The organism is Mesorhizobium terrae, from assembly GCF_008727715.1.
GTDB classification, from domain to species: domain Bacteria; phylum Pseudomonadota; class Alphaproteobacteria; order Rhizobiales; family Rhizobiaceae; genus Mesorhizobium; species Mesorhizobium terrae.
Genome location: NZ_CP044218.1, coordinates 234,054 through 258,019, shown reverse-complemented (window position 1 = coordinate 258,019; position 23,966 = coordinate 234,054). Strand labels below are relative to the sequence as shown.

Here is a 23,966-nt window from a genome sequence, read left to right as displayed (position 1 = left end):
GAATAGGTCCCGGATCGGGCTCGGGGAGCCTGGGAAGGGGAACCGGCAATCAGCCCGGGTGGCGTCCATCGCGCTGCCCAGGTCTGGCGAAGTCATCGATCCGCAGCGAGGGGAGGAACCCATGGCGGCTCAGATCTTATCGGCCATTCTCGTCATAGTGATCGGCGTCGGCGGCTGTGTCGCCTATTTCTGGGGCGCCAACAAGCTCGTCGACCTCATCTTTCCTTCACGCGGCGTCTCCGGCGCGGCTGCCATCAACAATCTGCGTCGGCAAGGCATGGTCCGGCCCTGGCTGTTCGTCGGCCCGGCCATGATCATCCTCACCATCTACCTGATCTACCCGGTCATCGAGACGCTCAGGCTCTCCTTCCTCGACCGCGGCGGCACCTCCTTCGTCGGGCTGGCCAACTATCAGTGGGCGCTCGGCGACCGCGAGTTCCGCAACTCTATCCTCAACAACATCTTGTGGCTGGCCGTGGTGCCTGCGGCCTGCACCTTCCTCGGCCTCATCATCGCCGTTCTCACCGACCGCATCTGGTGGGGCACCATCGCCAAGAGCCTGATCTTCCTGCCGCTTGCCATCTCCTTCGTCGGCGCCAGCGTCATCTGGAAGTTCATCTACGAATTTCGCGGCGATGGGCAGACGCAGATCGGCATCCTCAACTCCATCGTCACCGGCCTGGGCGGCGACCCGCAAGTGTGGATCTCGCTGCCGTTCTGGAACAATTTCTTCCTGATGATCATCCTGATCTGGATCCAGACCGGCTTTGCCATGGTCATCCTGTCCTCGGCGCTGCGCGGCATTCCCGAAGAAACCATCGAGGCCGCCGTGATCGACGGCGCCAACCCGTTCCAGATTTTCTGGAAGATCATGATCCCGCAGATATGGGGCACCATCGCCGTGGTGTGGACCACCATCACCATCCTGGTTTTGAAGGTCTTCGACATCGTGCTGACCATGACCAACGGTCAATGGAACAGCCAGGTGCTCGCCAACCTGATGTTCGACTGGATGTTCCGCGGCGGCGGCGATTTCGGCCGTGGCGCCACCATCGCCATCATCATCATGATCGCGGTCATCCCGATCATGGTCTGGAACATCCGGCAGGCCAACAGGGAAACGGGAGGGCACTGAGATGGCCGGCGCATCCGGAAAATCCTTCATCGGCCGCTTCGGCGTCCACCTTGCCGTGCTGTTTTTCGTCGCCCTGTGGACGGTGCCGACGCTCGGCATCCTGATCTCGTCGCTGCGCGACAAGGATCAGATCGTCGTGTCCGGCTGGTGGACGGCGCTCGCGACCTCCAGCCAGACATCGGCCGGCCGCCTCGGCACCGCCAAGGACCAGGCGCAGAAGGACGGCAAATACATCATCACCGGCAATTTGCTCGCCGCCGGCGACGCCGGCACCGTCACTTCCTTCGGCACCCGTTCGCAGGAACCCGGCAAATACCAGGCCGGCGCTCCGGCCGATCTCGGCGACGGCGTGACCCTGCAGGTGAACGCCGACGGCTCCTACTTGTTGTCCTCGCCCAAGGCCTTCGAGGGCGATCGCGGCCAGCGCGTCTATTTCGAAGCCTCGGCGCCGCCGAAGTTCACCACCGACAACTATCGCAACGTCCTGTTTTCCGAAGGCATCGGCCGTTCGTTCCTGAATTCGCTGACGGTGACGATCCCGGCGACGATCATCCCGATCCTGATCGCGGCCTTCGCCGCCTACGCCTTGGCCTGGATGCGTTTTCCCGGACGTGCGCTGCTGATCGCGGTGATCATCGGCCTGCTTGTCGTGCCGCTGCAGATGTCGCTGATCCCGCTGTTGAAGCTCTATAACGGCGTCGGCCTGTTCTTCGGCGTGCCGTCGAAGACCTATCTCGGCATCTGGCTGGCGCATACCGGCTTCGGCCTGCCCTTCGCCATCTATCTGCTCAGGAGCTACATCGCCGGCCTGCCGCGCGAGATCATGGAATCGGCCCGCATCGACGGCGCCAGCGACTTCGAGATCTTCGTCAAGATCGTGCTGCCGCTGTCCTTCCCGGTGCTTGCTTCCTTCGCCATCTTCCAGTTCCTGTGGGTATGGAACGACCTTCTGGTGGCGATGGTGTTCCTCGGCACCGACGCCGATCAGATCGTGCTGACCGCCAAGCTCAACGCCTTGCTCGGTTCGCGCGGCGGCAATTGGGAAATCCTGACGACATCGGCCTTCGTGACCATCATCGTGCCATTGTTTGTGTTCTTCTCGCTGCAGCGCTACTTCGTGCGCGGCCTGCTCGCGGGCTCGGTCAAAGGAGGTTGATGGTGAAGCAGGCAGTGCAGCGCATGGCCGAGATGCCGGCACCGGCGGTCGATCGCGACTGGTGGCGTGGCGCGGTGATCTATCAGGTCTATCCGCGCTCCTACCAGGACACCGACGGCGACGGCATCGGCGATCTCAAGGGCATCACCTCCCGTCTCGGCTACATTGCCTCGCTGGGCGTCGACGCGATCTGGATCTCGCCTTTCTTCAAGTCGCCGATGAAGGATTTCGGCTACGACGTCAGCGACTATTGCGACGTCGATCCGATGTTCGGAACGCTTGCGGATTTCGATGCGCTGGTGGCCGAGGCGCATCGTCTCGGCCTCAAGGTCATGATCGACGAGGTGCTGTCGCACACCGCCGACATCCATCCCTGGTTCGTCGAAAGCCGCTCCAGCCGCTCCAATGCCAAGGCCGACTGGTATGTGTGGGCCGACGCCCGGCCGGACGGCACGCCGCCCAACAACTGGCTGTCGATCTTCGGCGGTTCCGCCTGGCAGTGGGACACCCGCCGCCAGCAATATTACCTGCACAACTTCCTGGCCGAGCAGCCTGACCTCAACTTCCACAACGCTGAGGTTCAGGACGCGCTGCTCGAGGCCACCCGCTTCTGGCTGGAGCGCGGCGTCGACGGTTTCCGCCTCGACACCATCAATTTCTATTTCCACAGCCAGGGCCTGGAGAACAATCCGGCGCTGCCGCCGGAGGAGCGCAACGACCAGACCGCGCCTTCGGTGAACCCTTACAACTACCAGGACCACATCTACGACAAGAGCCGCCCGGAAAACCTCGGCTTCCTCGAACGCTTCCGTGCTCTGCTGGACGAGTATCCGGCCGCAGCCGCAGTCGGCGAGGTGGGCGATTCACAGCGTGGCCTCGAAGTGGTCGCGGCCTACACTGCTGCCGGCAAGCGCGTGCACATGTGTTATTCCTTCGATTTCCTGGCGCCTGAAAAGATCAGCGCGGCCAAGGTGCGCGCCGTGCTCGAAGCATTCGGCCGCGTCGCCAGCGATGGCTGGTCGTGCTGGGCCTTCTCCAATCATGACGTGGTGCGCCATGCCTCGCGCTGGGCCGCCGGCGAAGCCGATCCGGTTTCTTATCTCAAAGTGGTCTCGGCGCTGCTGTTTTCGCTGCGCGGCTCGGTCTGCATCTATCAGGGCGAGGAGCTTGGCTTGAGCGAAGCGAACCTCGCCTTCGAGGACCTTCAGGATCCCTACGGCATTCGCTTCTGGCCGGAATTCAAGGGCCGCGACGGTTGCCGCACGCCCATGGTGTGGGATGCGGCTGCCGCCAATGGCGGCTTCTCCAAGACAAGGCCCTGGCTGCCGGTGCCGGGCGAACATCTTTCCAGGGCGGTCAATGTGCAGGAAAGCGACGAGGCTTCGCTGCTGCAGCACTACCGTCGTTTTCTCGCCTTCCGCCGCGCCCATCCGGCGCTGGCCAGGGGTGAGATCGAGTTCATGCCGAGCGACGGCGACACCGTGGTGTTCGCGCGGCGCGAAGGCAATGAACGCATCGTCTGCGCTTTCAATCTGAGCGGTCGTCCGACCGAAGTCGACCTTGGCGCTGGACGCGCCTTGCAACCTTTGCCGGGACATGGTTTCTCATCGCAGTCTGGAACAACCGGCAAGCTTCGCCTCGGCGGCTATGGTGCGTGGTTCGGGCGTGTCGCCTGAGTGGAAATGAACTGAACGGGAGGAAATAATGGCCGATCTGACGCTGAGGCAGGTGAAGAAGTCCTACGGCAACATTCACATTCTTCATGGCATCGACCTCGACATCAAATCGGGCGAGTTCATTGTTTTCGTCGGCCCGTCGGGTTGCGGCAAGTCCACCTTGCTGCGCTCCATCGCCGGCCTGGAGGAGATCACCTCGGGCGATCTCAGCATTGCTGGCGAGCGGGTCAACGACGTGCCGCCTTCGAAGCGCGGCATCGCCATGGTCTTCCAGTCCTACGCGCTCTATCCGCACATGACCGTCTACGACAACATGGCCTTCGGCATGAAGATCGCCAAGGAGAACAAGGCCGAGATCGACCGCCGCGTGAAGCAGGCGGCTGAAATCCTGCAGCTGACCAAATATCTCGACCGTCTGCCCAAGGCGATGTCGGGCGGCCAGCGCCAGCGCGTCGCCATCGGCCGCGCCATCGTGCGCAATCCCAAGGTCTTCCTGTTCGACGAGCCGTTGTCGAACCTTGACGCCGCACTGCGCGTCGCCACCCGCATCGAGATCGCCAAGCTGAAGGAATCGATGCCCAACACCACGATGATTTACGTCACCCACGACCAGGTCGAGGCGATGACGCTGGCCGATCGCATCGTCGTTTTGAAGGACGGGCATATCGAGCAGGTCGGCACGCCGATGGATCTCTACCGGAAGCCCGGCAATCTTTTCGTCGCCCAGTTCATCGGCTCTCCGGCCATGAACATCCTGCCGGGAACCGTGGACAAGACGGGCAGCTCGACCACGATCAGCCATCTCGGCGGCCGCAAGGCATCGGTGCCGATCGCCACGCCCGCCAGCGCGCAGGGCACTTCCGTCTCCTTCGGCGTGCGCCCCGAGGATCTCTTCGTCGCCACCGGCGCCGATTATCTGTTCGAAGGCAAGGTCGATTATGTCGAGCAACTCGGCGAGGTTCAGCTCGTCTATATCGACATCGGCCGCGCCGACCAGCCGCTGACCGCCAAGCTGCCGGGCAACGTCGCCGTCCAGCGCGGCAGCGTGCTGAAGCTCACCGCCAATGCCGAAGATCTGCATATCTTCGACGCCGACGGCCGTTCCTTCGCCCATTATGAGGCGACCGCCAAGGCCGCCTGAGGCACGATACCAAAAGAGGCTGCCGGAGACGGCACCGCTGGAGACGAAAAAGAGGGCCGCTAGGCCCTCTTTCTGTTTCGCGGTCCCTCTTCGTTTCGAAAGACCTTGATGTTGCGGCGATGAAAGTCAGTCGTCGCGCACGACGGTCAGATGCACCGCCTTTTCCGTCGGCACCCGCTCGGTGATGCGGTAGCCCAGCGCCGCGAAGTCGATGCCCGAGAACAGGTTTTCGCCGGAGCCCAGCAGCACCGGCGCGACGGCGAGATGCAGGTTGTCGATCAGCCGGGCCTTGAGATATTGCTTCAGCGTCGACACGCCACCGCCGACGCGAATGTCCTTGCCCTGTGCCGCTTCCTTCGCTTTGGCAAGCGCTGCCTCGAAACCGTCGGTGACGAAATGGAAGACGGTGCCGCCTTCCATGGTGAGCGGCGCGCGGGCGTAGTTCGTCAGCACGAAGACCGGCACATGATAAGGCGGGTTGGTGCCCCACCAGCCTTTCCAGTCCTCGTCCGGCCAGGGGCCGCGCACCGGGCCGAACATGTTGCGGCCGAGGATCCAGGCGCCGAGATTGTCGAAGCTGCGCGCGGCGAAGTCTTCGTCGGAACTCATCTGTCCGCCGCTCCCGCCGTGAATTGCCTTGAAGGTGGGGGTGTCGAAAAACCACTCGTGCAGTTTCATGCCGTTTTCGCCGAGCGGGTTTTCCAGGCTCTGGTTCGGCCCGGCGCCGTAACCGTCGACCGATATCGAGAATGCGCGCACGACCAGCTTGGACATTGCAAAATCCTCCAAAACCAATTGCAATTTGCAACTGGTTTATAGAGCGACAGATTTCAAATTGCAACCGGTTTTTGCACGGTCGATATTTCGGAGGATGAGCGTCGCCGGGAAATGGCATCCGGCGCTCGGCTGGCGGACGGCGGGAGATGCCGGCGGGCAGTCGGCTATGCGGTCTCGTGGAAAATCAAAAGCGGCGGGCAAGCCCGCCGCTTTTCGCAGTCCGTAGTCAGCCGCGCTTAGCGGTTGCCAAAATTATTGACGCGGTAGTCGATGGCCGCCTGGGCTGCCTTGTCGGCGGAGGTCTGCCGGTCGCCATTCAGCCACTGCAGCGTTGCGTCATGCTGGCGGATCGAGGCGGTGGGCAGCGTGTCGACCTTTGCCGTGGCCGCATAGGGGCTCGAACCGGCATAGGCGTCGAAATTGTCGCTGCCTGCAAAGGCGGCACCGGCGGTGACCAGAAGGGCGGCGGCGGTAAGGGCAATCGTTCTCATTTTCGTAACTCCAAGGTTCGGTTTTCCATCCGTCAATCGGCGTGGTTCTTGGGAGGTAATCGCGTCGTTCGGATATCAAGGAAATGGCGATGGGCCCCTAAAGGTTCCAATCACAAGAATGTTCATGCGTCGTGTGAAAATGCCCCTTGAAATTTGATCGGGCCGATACGAAAGGCGGAAATAACCAATATTTTACAGTGTGTTATGGGTGTGGTGCGGTCGCGTCTCGCGAAAGATACCGCCTGGCGTTCACCAGAGCCGACCGCAGTGTCGCCGCTGGCTGAACGTTGTTTCGCGGTTTGGTTTGGGGCAGCCGGCAACCGGAAAAAGGGGCGGGGACACGGGTGTCCTGAAACGAGAAAAGCGGTGGGCAAGCCCACCGCTTTTTTCACCGCCGTCGGCAAAGCCGACGGCCCAGTCTTTTGGCTATTAGCTGTTGCCGCCGAGACGCGGAGCGCCATCGGTGACCGGCTTCACGGTCGCGCCCAGATCATGGGAAACAGCCGAACCCTTCTGGGTCGAAGCGGTGTAGGAGCTGTCAACGTTCGAATAGGTGTAGTTCGAACCATAGTGGTCGCTGCCATTCGCAAAGGCAGAGCCGGCGGCAACCAGGAGGGCAGCGGCGGTAAGAGCGATCGTCTTCATTTTCGTACTCCAAATCTCAATGTTGCGTCCGTCAAGCGTCGTGGTCTTGGGAGGTAACTCGCGTCGTTCGGACAACACTGAAATGGGTTTGGGGGGTGAAAGGTTCCAATCACAAGAATGTTTATCAGCCATGCGAAATTGTCCCTTGAAGTTTCGTAAGCATGACATATGACCTTATTATTTTGTAGCAATTTCAATATCTTGCATTGTCACGGTCGCGGCGGTCGGTCCGGCATAATGAGCCGGCGTTCAGGACGGTCTGAACGCACCGTCAACGAACGGTGACCAATCTGCGGGTTTATGGGCGGTTTTTAGAGAACGGGCAGGGACGCCCGGTCATGCCGAGCGCACGGCTGATCCGGCCTGGTGGGTGCCTGTTCGGGAGGACGCGCCGCTCTCTAAGGAACTCTCTATATAGGGAGCGTCGCAAGGGCAGCGATGTCGATTGGAAAGCGTGCGGCGGGGATGCTTCATGGCGGCATGTCCCAGACGCAAAAAAGCGGCGGGCAAGCCCACCGCTTTTTGGTACCGGCAGTCGGCGCGAGCCGACGGCCGTATCAGCCGTAACTTAGCTGTTGCCGCCGAGGCGCGGAGCACCGTCGGTGATCGGCTTGACGTCCTTGATGCTGGCGTCGTGCGACACCGAACCACCCTTCACCGAAGCGGTGTAGGAAGAGTCGACCGTGGCATGCGGGTTCGAGCCGGCATAGGCGTTGAAGTTGTCGCTGCCAGCGAAAGCCGAACCAGCGGCAACCAGGAGAGCAGCAGTAGCAAGAGCAATCTTTTTCATTTTCGTACTCCGAATTTCAAAGTTCTGTCCGTCATGCGGCGTGTTCTTGGGAGGAATTCGCGTCGTTCGGACAGGGCATATCTGGGAGCGGCCCAGTCGACTTTCCAATCACGAAATTGTTCCGCGTGGATCAAGAAAACGCCCCTTGAAATTTCGCGGTCGGATTCCATCCTTTTTACTTAATCCTTTAATTTCAAATAGATAGATGAATTCACGCCTGGGCGATATGGAAAAAAATACTAAGCCGGCGTTCATAGCCTGGTAGACGCATCGTCAACGCCCGGTGCCCCAAAAGGCGTCTGTACGGGGCTTGAAGGGCCATTCCTTACCCGCCTCTGGCCTCACGCGCCTCCCGCCGCTGAGGCTTGAGCAGGCCCGTCTGGCAAGGCTAGAACTTTGTCGATAGGCTCTAAAAAACGGGTCGGTTTCATCGCCCGCCACCGGCGGGCCGGCTGTTACAACGGCCGCCAACAGGGAGAACATCATGCTGCGCAAGACGGATTTCTTCATCGACGGCAAATGGGTCGCGCCGGCGGCGCCGCGGGAGCTGGAGGTGACCAATCCGGCCGACGAGCAACCCTTCGCGGTCATCTCGCTGGGTTCGGCCGCCGATGTCGACAAGGCCGTCGCGGCCGCGCGGCGCGCCTTCGACGGCTGGAGCCGCACCAGCCGCGAGGAACGCCTGGCAGCGCTTGAGCGCCTGCTCGTTTCCTATAACAAGCGCATGAACGACATGGCCAAGGCCATCTCCGACGAGATGGGCGCGCCGATCAAGCTGGCGCTGGAATCGCAGGCCGCCTGCGGTGCCGGCCACATCAAGGCCTTCATCCGCACCCTGAAGGATTTCCATTTCGAGACGCCGCTCTCCGAGCGCGACAAGCAGGAGCACATCGTCTACGAGCCGATCGGCGTCTGCGGCCTGATCACGCCGTGGAACTGGCCGATGAACCAGGTCACGCTGAAGGTGGTGCCGGCCATCGCCGCCGGCTGCACGGTGGTGCTGAAGCCGTCGGAAATCGCGCCGATCTCGTCCATCGTCTTTGCCGAGATGATGGAGGACGCCGGCTTCCCGGCCGGTGTGTTCAACATGGTCAATGGCGACGGCCCCGGGGTTGGCGAGGCGATGTCGCGTCATCCGGGCATCGACATGATGTCCTTCACCGGCTCGACGCGCGCCGGCATCGCGGTTGCCAAATCGGCCTCGGAAAGCATCAAGCGCGTCGCGCTGGAACTCGGCGGCAAGTCGCCCAATATCGTCTTCGCCGATAGCGACCTTCCCGACGCGATCGCGCGCGGCCTTGCCCATTGCTTCGAGAACACCGGCCAGTCCTGCAACGCGCCGACACGCATGCTGGTCGAGCGCCCGGTCTATGACCGCGCCGTCAGCCTCGCCGCCGACTATGCCGCCACCGTCAAGGTCGGCAATCCGGCGGAGGATGGCGACCATATCGGGCCGCTTTCCTCGGAAGTGCAGTTCAACAAGGTGCAGAGCCTGATCGAGGCCGGCATCAAGGAAGGCGCGCGTGTCGTCGCCGGTGGCCTCGGCCGTCCGGAAGGCTTCAACCGCGGCTATTATGTCCGCCCGACCGTCTTCGCCGACGTTAACAACGACATGACCATCGCCCGCGAGGAGATTTTCGGGCCGGTGCTGGCGATGATCCCGTTCGATTCCGAAGACGATGCCATCGCCATCGCCAACGATACGCCCTACGGCCTTTCCGGCTATGTGCAGACCCAGGACAAGGTCAAGGCGCAGCGTGTTGCACGCCGCATCCGCGCTGGCATGGTGCAGATCAACGGCGCCGACCGTCCTTATGGCAGCCCCTTCGGCGGCTACAAGGCGTCCGGCCTCGGTCGCGAGGGCGGCAAATGGGGTCTTGAGGATTTCCTCGAGGTCAAGGCCATCTCCGGCTGGGACGAGCAGGTCGGTTAAGTCCGTCCGCACGGCGGACCGAAGGTCTGCGAAACAAGAAAGGCGTCGCCCGGTGCGACGCCTTTTTCTTTTCGGCGGGCTCCGCGTTGCCGCACGCCGCCGTCGAGCCGCGCGCTCAGCCGCCGTCGACCTGCGTGTTGCGTATCCCCGCCGGCCTCGAACCGCCGCTATCTTCGTCACCGTTCCGCCGGCTTCGGGCCCGCGTTCCGCCTTTTTGTTTGTTCTGAGCCGTCGGCAGCTGTTTCCGCGCGGCCGATATGTGGTTCTGCGTCGCTGGCGGTTTCTCCAGCGTTCCGGCATGGATTCCCGACACGCTCCGCTCCCTGCGGTCGCTCACGCGGTCGGGAATGACGAGACGCGTGGATGGTCTCGCCGATTGTCCATGCCCGGCTTTGCATCAGGGGCGCTGCGAACAACAGCGATCCCTAAAACCGTTGGTGTGAACAACGGCGGTCATCGAAACCGACGCGAACGACAGCTACTCTCAAAGCCGTTGGCGATTGACGAAAGCGTTTCAGAACATTCGTCATTCCCGACCGCGTGAGCGACCGCAGGGAGCGGAGCGTGTCGGGAATCCATGCCGGAACGCCGATGCGCCGGAGCGGTGCAGGATGTGGATTGAATGCGCGGCGGTGCGCGCAAGTCCAAAGAAAGAACCTCGCCTGTTCAGTCGCTTGCCGAAAACTGCGCAAGAAACCACGTCTAGATTTGCCCACACGTTCGGGGTTTGCACGACAATCGGCCCATCGCCCTCACGGGAACCTGGTGCGCACCGGGTATCAGGGAGGGCGCCGGTGCCGGACTGGCAGCGCTAACGGTGGCGCTGTCTGGTGACGAGCCCTAAGTCCGGGCCCTGGAAAAACCCGGCCGCCGAAAATGGCGGCTTCGAGGTCCGAAGTCTGCCGTCGCGAAGGACGGCGAGGTCGGTCCGGGGCAAGAACACCGGCGGGGCGCCCGGAAGGCGCCAGTATCAGAATAGCATGAGGCACCGACCCGGCGCCCCGCTTCCCACCTCCCGCAAGGGAGTGTTTTTTGACAATGGCCAGGGCGGATTTCCGCAGCGTGGCGATGAAGAAGTGTATCAACGCAACCGCGCGTCGGCGCGACTGCACCGCCTCCGTCATTCCGGCCGAGCGCAGCGAGAGCCGGAACCCATTGGCCGCACCATCGTCGAGCCCGGCCCGGTCCTCGTTCTGAACAGTTCACGCAGCCGGACCGGCGCCGCGTGCTTCATTCCCGTTGACGCGACCTTCGTTCCCGGCCGTGCTGCTCAATGGGTTCCGGGTCGGCGCTCGGCTCCGCCTCGCTGGCCCGGAATGACGAGTGCTTGGGATGCCGCTCCGTCACATCCCTCCGATGGCAAGAAACAGAATGAAGGCGACAACTCCACCGCCGTCATTCCGGCCGAGCGCAGCGAGAGCCGGAACCCATTGGCCGCCCATCGTCGAGCCCGGCCCGGTCCTCGTCCTGGACCGTTCATGCAGCCGAACCGACGCCGCGTGTTTCATTCCCGTCAACGCGACCCTCATTCCCGGCCGTGCTGCTTTATGGGTTCCGGGTCGGCGCTCGGCTTCGCCTCGCTGGCCCGGAATGACGAAGGAGTAGGATGCCGCCACGTCACATTCTTCGAGAGCATGGCCCGGTCCTCGTCCTGGCCAGAACCGAAGCCTCGTATTTCAGGTCGGCTTGCAGGCTCAACTACCAGTCGCAAGATAGGCTTGCGCGATCGCCCGCATCCTGTCGCGGTCGAAGCTCGGGCCGTGGCCGCCATGGCCGGTGCTGATCGGCAATTCGAGCAGCCGCCGCATGGTGTGGCGATAGGCAGCGCGGTCGGAATCGGGAAGATCGTCGAGCAGCGTGTCGTCATAGATGGCGTCGCCGCTGAAGAAGAGCCCGTCATGTTCGTCGAACAGCGCGATCGAATCCGGCGAGTGGCCAGGCAGATGCAGGACGGTGAAGCGCCGGTCGCCAAGGTCGACGCTGTCGCCTTCGGCAAGAATCCGGGTCAGCGGCGCCGGCTCGATGCGGTAGCTTTCAGCCCTCCAGCCGGGATGCGGCAGGCGCGAAACGGCACCCTCCAGTTCGCGGAATTCATGCGCGTAGGTGGCGGCATCGCCCATGCGGGCGAATTCGGCGGCACTTTGCGCCGGGCCGGCGCGGTCGGCGAATTCGTGCAGCGAGCCGACGTGGTCGAGATGGATGTGGGTGGCAACGACCAGCAGCGGCTTGCCGGCCGGCGTGTCGATCTCAGGCGCCAGCGGGCAGATACCCATGCCGGTGTCGACCAGAAGATCGACGTCGCGCCCTTTGAGGTGCCAGATATTGGCGCTCATATAAGGATGCACGAAGGGCTCGGCGATCAGCGTCAGCGCCGGGTCGAGTGCCTGTTTGCCGAACCAGCCGGTCATCGTCGCCCTCACACGAAAGGTTTGCCGACCTGGTATTTGGCCGGCACCAGCCGGTGCAGATAGGCAAGGCCGGCATCGGACAGGTCGTTGGTGTCCTTACGCAGGTAATCGTCGGGCATGTGCCGGGTCTTGGCGGCGACGCTGCTCAGCGGCACCTTCCTGAACACGGTCTTCTTGCCATCATATTGCAGAGCCACCGAGCCGCCGCCCTCGGCGGCGACGCCCGCCGCGAAGGCGCCGGCATCGAAAGCCTCCTGCGCATCCACCGGGCTCACCGCGCCGATATAGCCGCGCGGCATGTAGCCCAGCGCGTCGACGCGGGCGCGTTTGCCGGGCAGCCTCTCGGCCAGCGCCTGTTCGAAGGCGCGGTTCAGGTCGCTGCCCGAAAGCTTGACGTTGCCGTGGGCATCGCGCTCGACCTTGTCGGAACCGACAATGGTCTCGACCAGCGAACGCCCGTCCGCGGTGGAAACACCTTCGGAAACGGCGACGATGCAGCGCTTGTGCTTGGCCATGGTCGCCTTCACGTCGTCGATGAAGCGGTCCACCGAAAAGGCGCGCTCGGGCACATAGACGAGATGCGGCCCGCTATCCCCGTCCAGCCGCCAGGCGGCGGACGCGGCGGTGAGGAAACCGGCATGGCGGCCCATGACGATGCCGACATAGATGCCGGGCAGGGCGCGGAAGTCGAGGTCCACCGACAGGAAGGCGCCGGCGACGAACTCCGCCGCCGAGATGAAACCCGGCGTGTGGTCGTTCTCGACCAGGTCGTTGTCGATGGTCTTCGGCGCATGCACGAAGGCGATCTTGCCGCCCGCCGCGTCGGTGAGGATCTGCTGCGTGCCGGAGGTGTCGTTGCCGCCGATATAGATGAAGGCGTCGGCGCCGATCTTCTGCAGCCCCTTCAGCACCAGTTCGCAATAGGCGGCGTCCGGCTTGTCGCGGGTGGAGCCGAGTGCCGCCGACGGCGTGCGACCGATCAGCCGCAGCTGGTCCTCGCGCATGTCGGTGAGGTCGACATAGTCGCCGTCGCGAACGCCGCGAACGCCATGGCGGGAGCCGAGCACACGCGCGCCGGGATGGTTCTTGCGGATTTCGAGGACCGCGCCGACCACCGTCTGGTTGATGACCGCGGTAGGGCCGCCGCCCTGGGCGATGATGAAAGTTCCGGCCATCCTGCGATCCTCCCGATCCGTCTCAGCCAGAACTTTCGCCTGTATTCAGGCGTGACGCAACGGGAGATTTAATCGATTAGGAGGAGGCAGTCGGGGGTGGGCAGTCGGCAGTCGGGAATGGGCGATCTGCAGCTGTATTGGGCAACTTGCCAATGAATTTACGACTTGCGCTCGACGGGAAGGCAACGGAGCAGTCTCCGACTGCCGACTGCCGACTGCCGACTGCCGACTGCCGACTGCCGACTGCCGACTGCCGACTGCCGACTGCCGACTGCCGACTGCCGACTGCCGACTGCCGACTGCCTCATGCAACCACAATCGGCACCTTGGTCGGCGAGGCACGGACGCGGTTATAGAGGTCGATGACGTCCTGGTTGATCATGCGCACGCAACCGGACGAGGCCTGGGTGCCGATGGTCCACCACTCGGGCGAGCCGTGCACGCGATAGCCGGTATCCTGGCCGTCCTTGTAGATGTAGTGCGCGCGGGCGCCGAGCGGGTTGTCGAGGCCGCCCGGCTGGCCGCTCGCCCATTTCACCAGCTCCGGCTTGCGCGCGATCATTTCCCTGGGCGGCGTCCAGGTCGGCCATTCCTTGGTGTACTGGATCACGGCGCGGCCGCTCCATTCGAAGCCGGCCTTGCCGATGCCGACGCCGTAGCGCACGGCCTCGCCACCTTCCTGCACCCAGTAGAGATGCCGCTCGTTAAGCCGCACGACGATGGTACCGGGTGCCTCGCCGGTCGGGTCGACGACGATCTGGCGGCGAAACTCCTGCTTGACCTTCTGGAAGGGAATGGCCGGCACGACGAAGCCGTTGTCGGTCAGCGAGGCGTACATGGTGCCGTTGTCGGTGATGTTCTTGTCGACGCTGATCGGCGGGATCGGGCGGATCGAGCCGGTCGACATGTCGTCGAGCTGGGGCATGCCGCCCGACGGTCCGACCGGACCGAGCGAGGGGATATCGAGGGTCTGCGAGCAGCCGGAGGCGCCAAGCAGGGTCATCACGCCGAGGCCTGAAAGCACGGCGCGGCGCGAGATGAGGTGGTCGGATTCCGGGCTGGCGACGCCGGATGAATGCGTCAGGTCTTGCGGTTTACGCATGCACTCTTTACCCCAAACGAACAGCCGGGATCACATGCCCGGCGATAGAGCGCATTTTCAGGATTCATGGTTTAAAAAGCGTGAAAGCCTTGGGTGGCTTGGATTTGCGCTTCAGACAAGCCAGCGTGGCCGGTGATTTTGGACGCTTGGAAAGGTGCCAGGCATCAAAAGACCTCGGTTCCGTCACAATGCCGGCACGGCTCCCGGCTATCCGTTTCCCCGATCCTAAAGAGTTGATTTCGAACCTGGAACGGGCCTTCGCATGGCGGACCGCAACGACCGATATGGCACTGCTTTCAGCGGCCATCATGGCCATCGCGTGCGTTGCCGCCATCGCTGCAACGAGCGTGCCGACCGGCGCGAATTGACGCCCGTCTGCGCTTCTCGAAATTGCTGGAAAAACCTCTTTACATCGGCCTGAAGGCAGGGATTTATCCTCTTCTTTAACAGGAGAGATCCATGTCTTTCGAGAATTGGGCGGCCTTCGCCGCCGCGTCCTCCATCCTGCTTCTCATTCCCGGGCCAACCATCCTGCTCGTCGTTTCCTACGCGCTGGGACAAGGCTGGCGCACGGCGCTGCCCATGGCGGTCGGCGTGGCGCTGGGTGATTTCACCGCCATGACGCTGTCGATGCTCGGCATCGGCGCTCTGTTGGCCGCCTCGGCCACGGTGTTCACCGTGCTCAAGGTGATCGGCGCCGCCTATCTCGTCTATCTCGGCATCAAGCTGTTCCGGGCCGGCGGTGCGCTGGAAGCCACGCCGCGCCACGACGCCGTTTCGGCGGCCAGGATGATGGGCCATGCCTGGCTGGTCACCGCGCTCAATCCCAAGAGCATCACCTTCTTTGTCGCCTTCCTGCCGCAGTTCCTTGACCGGCACGGCAATTTCTGGACGCAGATGATGATCTTCGAGGCGACCTTCCTGACGCTCGCCTTCGCCAATGCCTTTGGTTACGCGCTGGTCGCCTCGCGAGCCCGCAACATCGTGCGCAATCCGAAAGCCATCCGCATTTTCAACCGCACCGGCGGCACGCTGCTGGTCGGCGCTGGCATCGCCACCGTGGCGATGCGGTCGGGCAACTGATGCCGCGGGCGGGGCCGAGATCCGGCCCCGCAACCGCACTCACCATTTGACGCTGAGACCGAGATTGCCTTCCCACACGCGCCGTTTGTCGCCGCCGAGATTGGTGGTGTAATCGGCGGTGGCGAAGACGCTCAGCGTGTCCGACAGTTTCGCCACCACGCCGCCACCCAGTTCCAGCGAGGTGCCGCCGCGTTCGGCCGAGATCGGGTCCGCGCCGAAGTCCAGTTGGTCGGTGCCGCCGAAGTCATGCCAGAGATTGGCCTTGAGGTAGGGCTGCACGACGGCGCTGCCGGCTGGCATGGTTCCTTGCAGGCGCAGGCCGAGACGACCGGTGAGGCTGTTGTCATTGTCGAAGGAGACGGACGAGAAGCGGTCGGCCTTACCGTCGAGCGACAGGTGCTGCCAGATCAGCTGCGCCTGCGGTTCCAGCGACCAGTCGGCGTCCAGCGGAATTGGATAGCCGCCCTCGAGTGAAAGCGTGACGCCCGTACCGTCGACATTGATGCCGATATCGCGGTTCGACGTCGCCTTGCCGTTGAACCAGGTGCCCATGGCGACGCCGTCCAGATACCAGCCGCCGGGGCCGATATGGGTCCAGTAGGCACCGAACGACGTGCCACCCATGTCCAGTTTTCCGACGCTGAGATTGTTCCAGCCAAGCGCCTGGCCGCGGATGTCGCCATCCATGCGGGTATGGCCGATGAACAGACCGGCCCGGTTCTCGTGACCGGAGGGGCCTTCCCAGCCGATCAGGTCGGTGCCCGCCTGGAAGCCGAAAAGATGTCCGTCGAAAGTCGGCGAGACGGTGCCGCCCCAACTGACTTCCGCGTTCTGGCCAAAGAGGCGCCCCCAGCTGGCGGGCACCATGCCGACGCCACCGAGCAGGGATTGCTCGCCGCGCCGTTCGTGGAACGTGCCGAGCGTAGCGCTCATCAGATGGTAACCGGCGGGGGGCAGTGCCGCGTAGGTCGGCACTTCGACGCGATAGAGCGGAACGACATCGCCGATCACCGGAGTGGCGCCGGGTGAGGGCGGTGCGACGCCTGGCGATGGAAGCGGCGTAACCTCCGTTGACACTTCCGGCGGCGGCGGTGGCGGTTCAGCTGGCGGAACTGCCGGTGGCGGAGGCGGGGCGACCGGTGCGGCGTCGGTCGGCTGGACCGGCGGAGCGGGATCGACGGGGTTCGGATTGGCTGGTGTCGATTCCGGCGGCACCGGCGGCGGCGGGGTTACAGGTGGCGGAGCCGGCGGCTCCGGCGCGGGCGCCACCGGTTGCGGTGGCGGCGGTGCAGGCTCCAGCACGCCTGGACCGGGCGCTACTGTCGGCGGTGGTTCGGTAGAGGGCGTGTTCACGAGGGTGGAGCGCAAATACCAGTTCTCCGCGCTGCCGGCGGTGACGCCGCCTCTGAACAGGAAGTACTCGTAGGCGCCGGCCGCTACCGGCCCGTTCAACGCAAAGGCGTTGCTTGCCGTGGTGCCGCCATTGACCGCCTGCACCACCATGATGCCGTTCTGCGTGGTGGCGGCTCCCGCGCCGCCGACATTGATGACGCTGATGCTGGTTTCGCCGCTCGCCTTGCCGCCGGAAACCACCAGCTTGTCGGAGGCGGAACTATCGTCGCCAAGCGCCGTTTGCAGCAGGAGCAGACCGTTGTTGCCGGTGTAGTTGCCGGCGATGGTGAAGGTGTCGGTCAGGCTGTTGCCGCCATTGGTGAGATCAATGCGCCCGGCATTGATGACATTGGCCATTTGCCCGGCGGTGAAGGCCGAGACCCCGCCATTGGCGCCGCCACCGTAGAGCGTGCTGGCCACGTCGACCGTCAGCGTCCCGGTTCCCGTGCCGGGATCGCCGAGCGTCAACGTGCCGTCGAAGACAAGCTGCGTGTCGTTCGTGGCGCTGATCGTTTCCCAGTTCTGCAGCCTGGCGATGCCGGTCATGCTGACATTGGAAAGGGTGAGCGTATCGACGCCGAGTCCGCCGCTGATCGCTTTGGTGGCGCCCAGATTGCCATTGTTAAGATTGCTCAGCGTGGCGGTGTCGTTGTCGCCGCCGAGGTCGATCGTGCCGTAGATGATGCCGCCATTGTTCCAGGTGAACGTGTCCTGGCCGACGCTCATCAGCACGTCGCCGCCGATCGAGCCGCCGGTGACGGTGACGCTGTCATTGCCGCCACTGGTGCTGATGTTGCCGCCGATCGTGCCGCCCGAAACGATGATGATGTCGTCGTCGAAGCCGGTCACGAGATTGCGGTCGATGATGCCGCCCGACATGTTGAAATAGTTCTTGTCGAGTTTCATGTTGACGCGGCCGATGCGGCCGCCGGTCATGATCGCGTAGTCGCCATCGTCGAAGAAATCGACGATGCGCCCACCTGACATGAAGAAAGTGTCGCGTGCGTCGCCTTGATTGAGCGAGCCGATTTGGCCGCCGGTCATCTGGAAATCGTCGATGCCTCCGCCTTGCTGGACATTGCCGATCACCGTTCCGGCGCTGATGATGAAAGAATCGGGGCCGTCGCCCTCATCTACCGTGCCGGTGATGGTGCCGGAATGCATCTCGATGCGGTCGGCGCCGGCGCCATAGGTGACGTTGCCGGTGATCTGGCCGGTGCCGCCGGCCGGAAAAATCAGCGTGTTGTTGCCACTCGTGTCGACGAGGTTTCCAACGGTTGTGCCGCTGTCGCAGATGACGGTGTCGTTGCCTGGAGAAGAGGAGAGGATGCAGGCGGCTGACGCCGGCGAGAGCGGTGCAATACCGAGCAGGAGTGATGTCGAAGCCAGCAAAGTCAGTTTTCGGGCGGCAGAAGTTCTAGCCCGCTTGGCCGCGGCCGAAATACATTGCTGCATCAATATGTTCCCCTCGAAAATCGCTTAAATGACGCTTGCTCGCCGACCTTCCACTCTTGAAACCCCATGACCGTCCCGGTCACCCCGCCTGGCCGATTGCCACAAAGAAGCCATGATTTGCCCTGCGCCTCCAAACACAGTTCGTTTCCATGGTTTATAATTTGCGAATATTAGGAATAACCAAGATGAAGACGACAGACACAACCGGCCTCGCGCTTTCGGGCACCTCGGAAACGGCCCTGCAGCACTATCTGCGCGGGGTTGGCGAGTTGCAGCGCTTCGTCGGCGATCCCGTTGGTTCGGCCGACGCCGCGATCGCCGAAGCGCCTGGTTTCGTCATGGCGCATGTATTGAAGGGGTATCTGTTCGGCCTGTCGACCGAGCGCGAGGCAATGGCGGTTGCCCGCTCCTGTCATCAGGCGGCGCTGCCGCTAGCCGCCAGCGCCCGCGAGCAGGGCCATGTCGCCGCGCTCGGGCATTTGGCGGCCGGGCGCTGGCACGAGGCGGCGCGTATCCTTGAGGATATCGCCATCGAGTTTCCGCTCGATGCGCTTGCCCTGCAGGCCGGCCACCAGATCGATTTCTTCACCGGCAACGCCCGCATGCTGCGGGACCGTATCAGCCGTGCACTGCCGGTCTGGAACAAGGCCTTGCCAGGCTATCACGCCATTCTCGGCATGCAGGCGTTCGGGCTTGAGGAGATGGGCGATTATCAGCGCGCCGAACGGTTCGGCCGCCAAGCGATCGAACTCGAACCGCGTGATGGCTGGGCTCAGCACGCGGTGGCTCACGTCATGGAGATGCAGAGCCGGCAGCGCGATGGCATCGCCTGGATGCGGTCGAATAGAGACGGCTGGACGAAGGAGAGCTTTCTCCAGGTGCACAATTGGTGGCACCTCGCGCTGTTCCACTATGATCTCGGCGAGACGGACGAGGTGCTGTCGCTGTTCGACGGGCCGATCTACGGCAAGCGATCGACACTCGCGCTCAACATGGTCGATGCCTCGGCGATCCTGTGGCGCCTGCATCTCGGCGGCGTCGATGTCGGCGACCGCTGGGTGGCGCTCGCCGCCAACTGGACGCCAAAGGCGGCGGCCGGCAACTATGCCTTCAACGACGCACACGCGATGATGGCCTTTGTCGGAGCCGGGTTGGAGACACCGGCCCAAACCCTGCTGGAAGCCCAGCGCGAGGCGATGTCAGCCAGCGACGACAATGCCGCCTTCACCCGCGATGTCGGTCATCCGGTCACGCTGGCCGTAAAGGCCTTCGGCGATGGCAATTACGCCGAGACGGTGCGGTTGCTGCGGCCGATCCGCGCCGTCGCGCCCGCATTCGGTGGTAGCCATGCGCAGCGCGACGTAATCGATCTGACGCTGATCGAGGCCGCCCTGCGCGACGGCGATGTGCCGCTGGCAAGGGCGCTGAGCGCCGAACGCGCGCTCGCCCGCCCGGAGAGCCCGCTGTCCGCCTTGTTCACGCGCCGCGCCACCGCTCTCGACATGAATTGACGCGACGCCAGCCTTACAGTAAAACCTGCCTGACTATATTTTTCGAGACTCGAAAAAAAGATGAGCAAGTGCTGAAAGGCTTTCAGGCCTCGAAGTGTCTTGGGGAGGTTTTCGGGTCTCGGTAAGCTGGTGCCGGTCCGCAGGCAGGCGGACCGAACGGGAGGAGAAGGCATGTATCTCGGGCTCGATCTCGGCACGTCCGGCGTCAAGGCGCTGCTCATCGACGGGCGGCAGGCTGTCATCGGCTCCGGTCATGCCTCGCTGGACGTGTCGCGTCCGCATCATGGCTGGTCGGAACAGGATCCCGCCGAATGGGTCCGTGCCTGCCGCCAGGCGATCGCCGAACTGAAGGCCGCTCATTCTCGCGAATTCGCGGCCATCAAGGGCATCGGCCTGTCCGGTCAGATGCATGGCGCGACGCTGCTCGATGCCGGCGACGCGGTGCTGCGCCCCTGCATTTTGTGGAACGATACGCGCAGCTTTGCCGAAGCGGCCAAGCTGGACGCCGATCCGCGTTTCCGCAAGCTCACCGGCAACATCGTTTTCCCGGGCTTTACCGCGCCGAAACTGGCCTGGGTGAAAGCCAATGAGCCGGCCGTCTTCGCCCGGGTGGCGAAGGTGCTTTTGCCGAAGGACTATCTCAGGCTCTGGCTGACCGGCGAGCATATTTCGGAAATGTCGGACGCGGCCGGCACCTCCTGGCTCGATGTCGAAAAGCGGCGCTGGTCACCGGAGCTACTTGCCGCCACCGAGCTCGATGAAAGCCATATGCCTACGCTCGTCGAGGGCACCGACAGGGCGGGCGGGTTGCGTGCCGAACTGGCCGCCGAGTGGGGTTTGACCCCGGGCATTCCGGTCGCCGGCGGCGCGGGAGACAATGCCGCCTCCGCCTGCGGCATGGGTACGGTCGGTGCCGGTCATGCCTTCGTTTCGCTGGGCACGTCGGGCGTGCTGTTTGCGGCCAATGCCGCCTATCTGCCCAATCCCGAAAGCGCGGTGCACACCTTCTGCCACGCTCTGCCGCAGACATGGCACCAGATGGGCGTGATCCTGTCCGCCACGGATTCGCTCAACTGGCTGTCGGAGATCACCGGCAAGGGCGCCGGCGAACTGACGGCCGAGCTTGGCGATACGCTGAAAACGCCGAGCGGCGTTTCCTTCCTGCCCTACCTGTCCGGCGAGCGCACGCCGCACAACGATGCCGCCATTCGTGGCGCCTTTGTCGGCCTGGCGCATGAATCGAGCCGTTCGGCGCTCACCCAAGCAGTGCTGGAAGGCGTAGCCTTTGCCTTCCGCGACAGCCTCGAGGCCTTGCGCAAGGCCGGAACGACGCTGGAGCGGGTCACGGCAATCGGTGGTGGCTCGCGTTCGCGCTACTGGCTGAAGGCAATCGCCACGGCGCTGGGTATTCCAGTCGATGTGCCGGCCGATGGCGATTTCGGCGCTGCCTTTGGCGCGGCGCGGCTCGGGCTGATCGCCGCGACCGGGGCCGATCCGCTTGCCGTCTGCACGGCCCCGGCCGTTGCCGCGACCGTCGAGCCCGAAAAGGCCCTGGCCGCGGCTTTCGAGGACGCCTATCGGCGGTACGGCGCCCTCTATCCGGCGATCAGGGGGACGATGTGACCGGCCGGACTGCGCCTGCGCCGACGGGCCCGTGCCCGTCGCCTTTCGCTTTATTGGGCGGGAATTTTGTCGAGGAAGCCGGTGACTGTCTTCAGCCGGCCGTTCTCGACAAAGCCGATGTCGGTGCCTTCGATGACCGAATCCACGCCCTCCGGTCCGAGGTTCCAGGAAAAGCGGATGAACTCGCCGAAACCGTCCGGCGTGCCGCGCAGCGAGAAGCGGAAGCCGGGGAAGCGCTGCTGCACACCTTCGATCAGCGCGGTGAGGCCGGCATGGCCGTCGCCCTGCATGATCGGGTCGCGGTAGCTGACATCGTTGGTGAAGGCCGCGTCGAGCAGGCCGACCCGACGCGCCGCATCGGTTTCGTTCCAGGCGGCGATGTAGTTGTGGGTGATGGCGGCGAGGTCGGTCATGGTCCGTTTCCTTTGTTTCGGGTTTCGACACGAGCCTTTTCGCCCGTCCCGCAAACGGAACCAATTACGCGGCAGGTAATCGGCACGATGTCGATGGGGCCGTTGTCCCGGATAGCGGGCAGGGCCCGTCCAAAGCATTCCAGAGGAGAAAGAGCATGAGCACCGGTTTCTTCGGCGATGTTGGCAAGATCGGCTATGAAGGGCCGGATTCGACCAATCCGCTCGCCTATCGTTTCTACAACAAGGACGAGGTGGTGCTCGGCAAGCGGCTGGAAGACCATCTGCGCTTCGCCGTCGCCTACTGGCATTCCTTTGCGTGGCCGGGTGGCGATCCGTTCGGTGGACAGACCTTCGAGCGGCCATGGTTCGGCGACACGATGCAGGCGGCTAAGCTGAAAGCCGACGTCGCCTTCGAAATGCTGTCGTTGCTCGGCGTGCCTTATTATTGCTTCCACGACGCCGACGTTCGGCCGGAGGGCGCAACCTTCGCCGAAAGCGCTACGCGGCTCGACGAGATCGCCGATGTCTTCGAAGCCAGGCAGAGCGAGACCGGCGTCAAGCTTCTGTGGGGCACCGCCAACCTGTTCTCTCACCGCCGCTACATGGCCGGTGCCGCCACCAATCCCGACCCGGAAGTGTTTTATTACGCAGCTGCCACGGTCAAGAAATGCATCGATGTCACCAAACGCCTCGGCGGCGAAAACTATGTGCTGTGGGGCGGCCGCGAGGGCTACGAGACCCTGCTCAACACCGATCTCAAGCGCGAGCGCGAGCAGGCCGGCCGCTTCCTGTCCATGGTGGTCGACTACAAGCACAGGATCGGCTTCAAGGGCACCATCCTGATTGAGCCGAAGCCACAGGAGCCGACCAAGCACCAGTACGATTACGACGTCGCCACGGTCTACGGTTTCCTCAAGGATTTCGGGCTGGAGAAGGAGGTCAAGGTCAATATCGAGCAGGGTCACGCCATCCTGGCCGGACACTCGTTCGAGCATGAGCTGGCGCTGGCCGATGCGCTCGGCATCTTCGGTTCCATCGACATGAACCGCAACGACTACCAGTCGGGCTGGGATACCGACCAGTTCCCGAACAACGTGCCGGAAATGGCGCTCGCCTACTATCAGGTGCTTCAGGCCGGCGGCTTCACCACCGGTGGCACCAATTTCGACGCCAAGCTGCGCCGTCAGTCGCTCGACCCGCAGGACCTGCTGATCGCTCATATCGGGGGCATGGACTGCTGCGCGCGTGGGCTCAAGGCCGCCGCGCGCATGATCGAGGACAAGGCGCTGTCGGCTCCGCTCGAGGCGCGTTACGCGGGCTGGGCCAATCCGCAAGCCAGCAAGGTTCTTGCGGGCAGCGTCACGCTGGAGGATCTATCGGCGAAGGTGCTCAAGGACGGGATCGAGCCTGAACCCCGCTCCGGCCGGCAGGAATATCTGGAGAATGTCGTCAACCGGTATGTCTGACAGCGCTGGCATAAAGCGCGGCGGGATCACCATCAGGCGCGGGATCGAAGCCGATTTCCCGGGCCTGAAGCGTGTGCTGCAGGAAACCTTCGAGAGCACCTGGCTGCCGGAAATCACCCCGGCTGCCGCGCGCAACTATGTCGAAGGCAATGTCGGCCACCGTTTCGTGGACGAACAGGGCCGTAATTTCCTCGTCGCGCTGGTCGGTGGCGAGGTTGCCGGGCTCGTCAACTGGCGGGACGATTTCATCGATGCCTTGCATGTCGGTTCGCGTCACCAGCGTCTCGGCGTCGGTCGCGCCCTGATGGTGGAGGCCGAGAAAGCCATCGAGGCGTCCGGCTACATCCAGGTTCGGCTGGAGACCGACAGCTTCAACCAACAAAGCCAGGCCTTCTACAAAGCGCTGGGCTACGAGGAAAAAGACCGCTATCCCGACCTTGAATGGGAGAGCGGATTGACAACGGTGTTGTTCGAAAAGAAATTCTAGGAACGGTTAGCCGGATAAGTCGTTGGCGGAATGAAATCACCGTTCCAGCACGATTTCGTGACTCAATTTTCTCAATCTGCCTTTCAATCGCCTTGAGCTTGCCTTCA

At 63.4% G+C, this 23,966-nt stretch carries 20 protein-coding genes; 11 read left to right on the top strand and 9 right to left on the bottom strand.

Features of this window, described 5'->3' with window-relative positions; genetic code table 11:
- Positions 1–121: 121 nt before the first annotated feature.
- From FZF13_RS02650 to FZF13_RS02635, 4 genes are read left to right on the top strand one after another with little or no spacing between them, the layout of a single operon-like run.
- On the top strand, positions 122–1,135 hold the full coding sequence (locus tag FZF13_RS02650) for a carbohydrate ABC transporter permease (protein ID WP_024927127.1): 1,014 nt from the start codon (positions 122–124) through the stop codon (positions 1,133–1,135).
- Position 1,136: 1 nt separating this feature from the next.
- Positions 1,137–2,291 carry a carbohydrate ABC transporter permease gene (locus tag FZF13_RS02645; RefSeq protein WP_024927126.1) on the top strand — a complete coding sequence of 385 codons (1,155 nt, stop codon included), beginning with the start codon at positions 1,137–1,139 and terminating at the stop codon, positions 2,289–2,291.
- A 23-nt stretch (positions 2,292–2,314) separates the two neighbouring features.
- On the top strand, positions 2,315–3,967 hold the full coding sequence (bglA, locus tag FZF13_RS02640; protein WP_024927125.1) for a beta-galactosidase BglA: 1,653 nt from the start codon (positions 2,315–2,317) through the stop codon (positions 3,965–3,967).
- 28 nt (positions 3,968–3,995) lie between these two features.
- Complete coding sequence (locus FZF13_RS02635) at positions 3,996–5,108, top strand: ABC transporter ATP-binding protein (RefSeq protein ID WP_024927124.1); 1,113 nt, start codon at positions 3,996–3,998, stop codon at positions 5,106–5,108.
- Positions 5,109–5,234: 126 nt separating this feature from the next.
- Here the strand turns inward: FZF13_RS02635 and FZF13_RS02630 are convergent, their stop codons facing one another.
- From FZF13_RS02630 to FZF13_RS02615, 4 genes are all read right to left on the bottom strand, one after another.
- On the bottom strand, positions 5,235–5,882 hold the full coding sequence (locus tag FZF13_RS02630; protein WP_024927123.1) for a dihydrofolate reductase family protein: 648 nt from the start codon (positions 5,880–5,882) through the stop codon (positions 5,235–5,237).
- Between the two features lie 239 nt (positions 5,883–6,121).
- Positions 6,122–6,376 (bottom strand): DUF680 domain-containing protein, encoded by a 255-nt coding sequence (locus FZF13_RS02625; RefSeq protein ID WP_024927122.1) that lies wholly within the window; start codon positions 6,374–6,376, stop codon positions 6,122–6,124.
- A 429-nt stretch (positions 6,377–6,805) separates the two neighbouring features.
- Entirely contained in the window at positions 6,806–7,021 is a 216-nt protein-coding gene (locus FZF13_RS02620; protein WP_024927121.1) for a DUF680 domain-containing protein, read from the bottom strand.
- Between the two features lie 568 nt (positions 7,022–7,589).
- On the bottom strand, positions 7,590–7,811 hold the full coding sequence (locus FZF13_RS02615) for a DUF680 domain-containing protein (RefSeq protein WP_024927120.1): 222 nt from the start codon (positions 7,809–7,811) through the stop codon (positions 7,590–7,592).
- A gap of 484 nt (positions 7,812–8,295) precedes the next feature.
- On the opposite strand from FZF13_RS02615, the gene FZF13_RS02610 reads away from it, so the two are divergent.
- On the top strand, positions 8,296–9,744 hold the full coding sequence (locus tag FZF13_RS02610) for an aldehyde dehydrogenase family protein (protein ID WP_036255186.1): 1,449 nt from the start codon (positions 8,296–8,298) through the stop codon (positions 9,742–9,744).
- Positions 9,745–11,438: 1,694 nt separating this feature from the next.
- On the opposite strand, the gene FZF13_RS02605 is transcribed toward FZF13_RS02610, so the two are convergent.
- The 3 genes from FZF13_RS02605 to FZF13_RS02590 all read right to left on the bottom strand — a co-directional run bounded on the left by FZF13_RS02605 (position 11,439) and on the right by FZF13_RS02590 (position 14,429).
- Positions 11,439–12,152, bottom strand: a complete 714-nt coding sequence (locus tag FZF13_RS02605; protein ID WP_024925889.1) for an MBL fold metallo-hydrolase — start codon at positions 12,150–12,152, stop codon at positions 11,439–11,441.
- A gap of 8 nt (positions 12,153–12,160) precedes the next feature.
- Entirely contained in the window at positions 12,161–13,327 is a 1,167-nt protein-coding gene (locus FZF13_RS02600; RefSeq protein WP_024925890.1) for a diphosphate--fructose-6-phosphate 1-phosphotransferase, read from the bottom strand.
- Between the two features lie 304 nt (positions 13,328–13,631).
- On the bottom strand, positions 13,632–14,429 hold the full coding sequence (locus FZF13_RS02590) for a L,D-transpeptidase (RefSeq protein ID WP_024925891.1): 798 nt from the start codon (positions 14,427–14,429) through the stop codon (positions 13,632–13,634).
- On the opposite strand from FZF13_RS02590, the gene FZF13_RS02585 reads away from it, so the two are divergent.
- Positions 14,399–14,797, top strand: coding sequence for a hypothetical protein (locus FZF13_RS02585; RefSeq protein WP_139116420.1), 399 nt, complete (start codon positions 14,399–14,401; stop codon positions 14,795–14,797). The two genes, FZF13_RS02590 and FZF13_RS02585, sit on opposite strands and share 31 nt — an antisense overlap.
- A gap of 91 nt (positions 14,798–14,888) precedes the next feature.
- Entirely contained in the window at positions 14,889–15,512 is a 624-nt protein-coding gene (locus FZF13_RS02580; RefSeq protein WP_024925893.1) for a LysE family translocator, read from the top strand.
- 39 nt (positions 15,513–15,551) lie between these two features.
- Here FZF13_RS02580 and FZF13_RS02575 read toward each other — a convergent pair whose 3' ends face one another.
- Positions 15,552–18,359, bottom strand: coding sequence for an autotransporter family protein (locus FZF13_RS02575; RefSeq protein WP_036255387.1), 2,808 nt, complete (start codon positions 18,357–18,359; stop codon positions 15,552–15,554).
- A 185-nt stretch (positions 18,360–18,544) separates the two neighbouring features.
- On the opposite strand from FZF13_RS02575, the gene FZF13_RS02570 reads away from it, so the two are divergent.
- Positions 18,545–19,870, top strand: a complete 1,326-nt coding sequence (locus FZF13_RS02570) for a tetratricopeptide repeat protein (protein ID WP_024925895.1) — start codon at positions 18,545–18,547, stop codon at positions 19,868–19,870.
- 171 nt (positions 19,871–20,041) lie between these two features.
- Positions 20,042–21,493 (top strand): xylulokinase, encoded by a 1,452-nt coding sequence (gene xylB, locus FZF13_RS02565; protein ID WP_024925896.1) that lies wholly within the window; start codon positions 20,042–20,044, stop codon positions 21,491–21,493.
- A gap of 50 nt (positions 21,494–21,543) precedes the next feature.
- Here xylB and FZF13_RS02560 read toward each other — a convergent pair whose 3' ends face one another.
- Complete coding sequence (locus tag FZF13_RS02560) at positions 21,544–21,906, bottom strand: nuclear transport factor 2 family protein (RefSeq protein ID WP_024925897.1); 363 nt, start codon at positions 21,904–21,906, stop codon at positions 21,544–21,546.
- A 155-nt stretch (positions 21,907–22,061) separates the two neighbouring features.
- Between FZF13_RS02560 and xylA the strand changes: the two genes are divergently transcribed.
- A complete protein-coding gene (gene xylA, locus FZF13_RS02555; RefSeq protein WP_024925898.1) occupies positions 22,062–23,372 on the top strand; it encodes a xylose isomerase in 1,311 nt (436 codons plus the stop codon).
- Positions 23,365–23,859: a GNAT family N-acetyltransferase gene (locus FZF13_RS02550; RefSeq protein ID WP_024925899.1), complete on the top strand. Its 495-nt coding sequence runs from the start codon at positions 23,365–23,367 to the stop codon at positions 23,857–23,859. Before xylA ends, FZF13_RS02550 begins: the two co-directional genes overlap by 8 nt.
- Positions 23,860–23,966: the final 107 nt, after the last annotated feature.

Bases quoted from the DNA above. Each gene is read 5' to 3' on its own strand.
- FZF13_RS02580 (WP_024925893.1), top strand. From the start codon at position 14,889: ATGTCTTTCGAGAATTGGGCGGCCTTCGCCGCCGCGTCCTCCATCCTG.
- FZF13_RS02615 (WP_024927120.1), bottom strand. From the start codon at position 7,811: ATGAAAAAGATTGCTCTTGCTACTGCTGCTCTCCTGGTTGCCGCTGGT.
- FZF13_RS02550 (WP_024925899.1), top strand. From the start codon at position 23,365: ATGTCTGACAGCGCTGGCATAAAGCGCGGCGGGATCACCATCAGGCGC.
- FZF13_RS02575 (WP_036255387.1), bottom strand. From the start codon at position 18,359: ATGCAGCAATGTATTTCGGCCGCGGCCAAGCGGGCTAGAACTTCTGCC.
- FZF13_RS02560 (WP_024925897.1), bottom strand. From the start codon at position 21,906: ATGACCGACCTCGCCGCCATCACCCACAACTACATCGCCGCCTGGAAC.
- FZF13_RS02590 (WP_024925891.1), bottom strand. From the start codon at position 14,429: ATGCGTAAACCGCAAGACCTGACGCATTCATCCGGCGTCGCCAGCCCG.
- xylB (WP_024925896.1), top strand. From the start codon at position 20,042: ATGTATCTCGGGCTCGATCTCGGCACGTCCGGCGTCAAGGCGCTGCTC.
- FZF13_RS02570 (WP_024925895.1), top strand. From the start codon at position 18,545: ATGAAGACGACAGACACAACCGGCCTCGCGCTTTCGGGCACCTCGGAA.
- FZF13_RS02600 (WP_024925890.1), bottom strand. From the start codon at position 13,327: ATGGCCGGAACTTTCATCATCGCCCAGGGCGGCGGCCCTACCGCGGTC.
- FZF13_RS02625 (WP_024927122.1), bottom strand. From the start codon at position 6,376: ATGAGAACGATTGCCCTTACCGCCGCCGCCCTTCTGGTCACCGCCGGT.
- FZF13_RS02610 (WP_036255186.1), top strand. From the start codon at position 8,296: ATGCTGCGCAAGACGGATTTCTTCATCGACGGCAAATGGGTCGCGCCG.
- xylA (WP_024925898.1), top strand. From the start codon at position 22,062: ATGAGCACCGGTTTCTTCGGCGATGTTGGCAAGATCGGCTATGAAGGG.
- FZF13_RS02585 (WP_139116420.1), top strand. From the start codon at position 14,399: ATGAATGCGTCAGGTCTTGCGGTTTACGCATGCACTCTTTACCCCAAA.
- FZF13_RS02605 (WP_024925889.1), bottom strand. From the start codon at position 12,152: ATGACCGGCTGGTTCGGCAAACAGGCACTCGACCCGGCGCTGACGCTG.
- FZF13_RS02620 (WP_024927121.1), bottom strand. From the start codon at position 7,021: ATGAAGACGATCGCTCTTACCGCCGCTGCCCTCCTGGTTGCCGCCGGC.
- FZF13_RS02650 (WP_024927127.1), top strand. From the start codon at position 122: ATGGCGGCTCAGATCTTATCGGCCATTCTCGTCATAGTGATCGGCGTC.
- FZF13_RS02630 (WP_024927123.1), bottom strand. From the start codon at position 5,882: ATGTCCAAGCTGGTCGTGCGCGCATTCTCGATATCGGTCGACGGTTAC.
- FZF13_RS02645 (WP_024927126.1), top strand. From the start codon at position 1,137: ATGGCCGGCGCATCCGGAAAATCCTTCATCGGCCGCTTCGGCGTCCAC.
- bglA (WP_024927125.1), top strand. From the start codon at position 2,315: ATGGCCGAGATGCCGGCACCGGCGGTCGATCGCGACTGGTGGCGTGGC.
- FZF13_RS02635 (WP_024927124.1), top strand. From the start codon at position 3,996: ATGGCCGATCTGACGCTGAGGCAGGTGAAGAAGTCCTACGGCAACATT.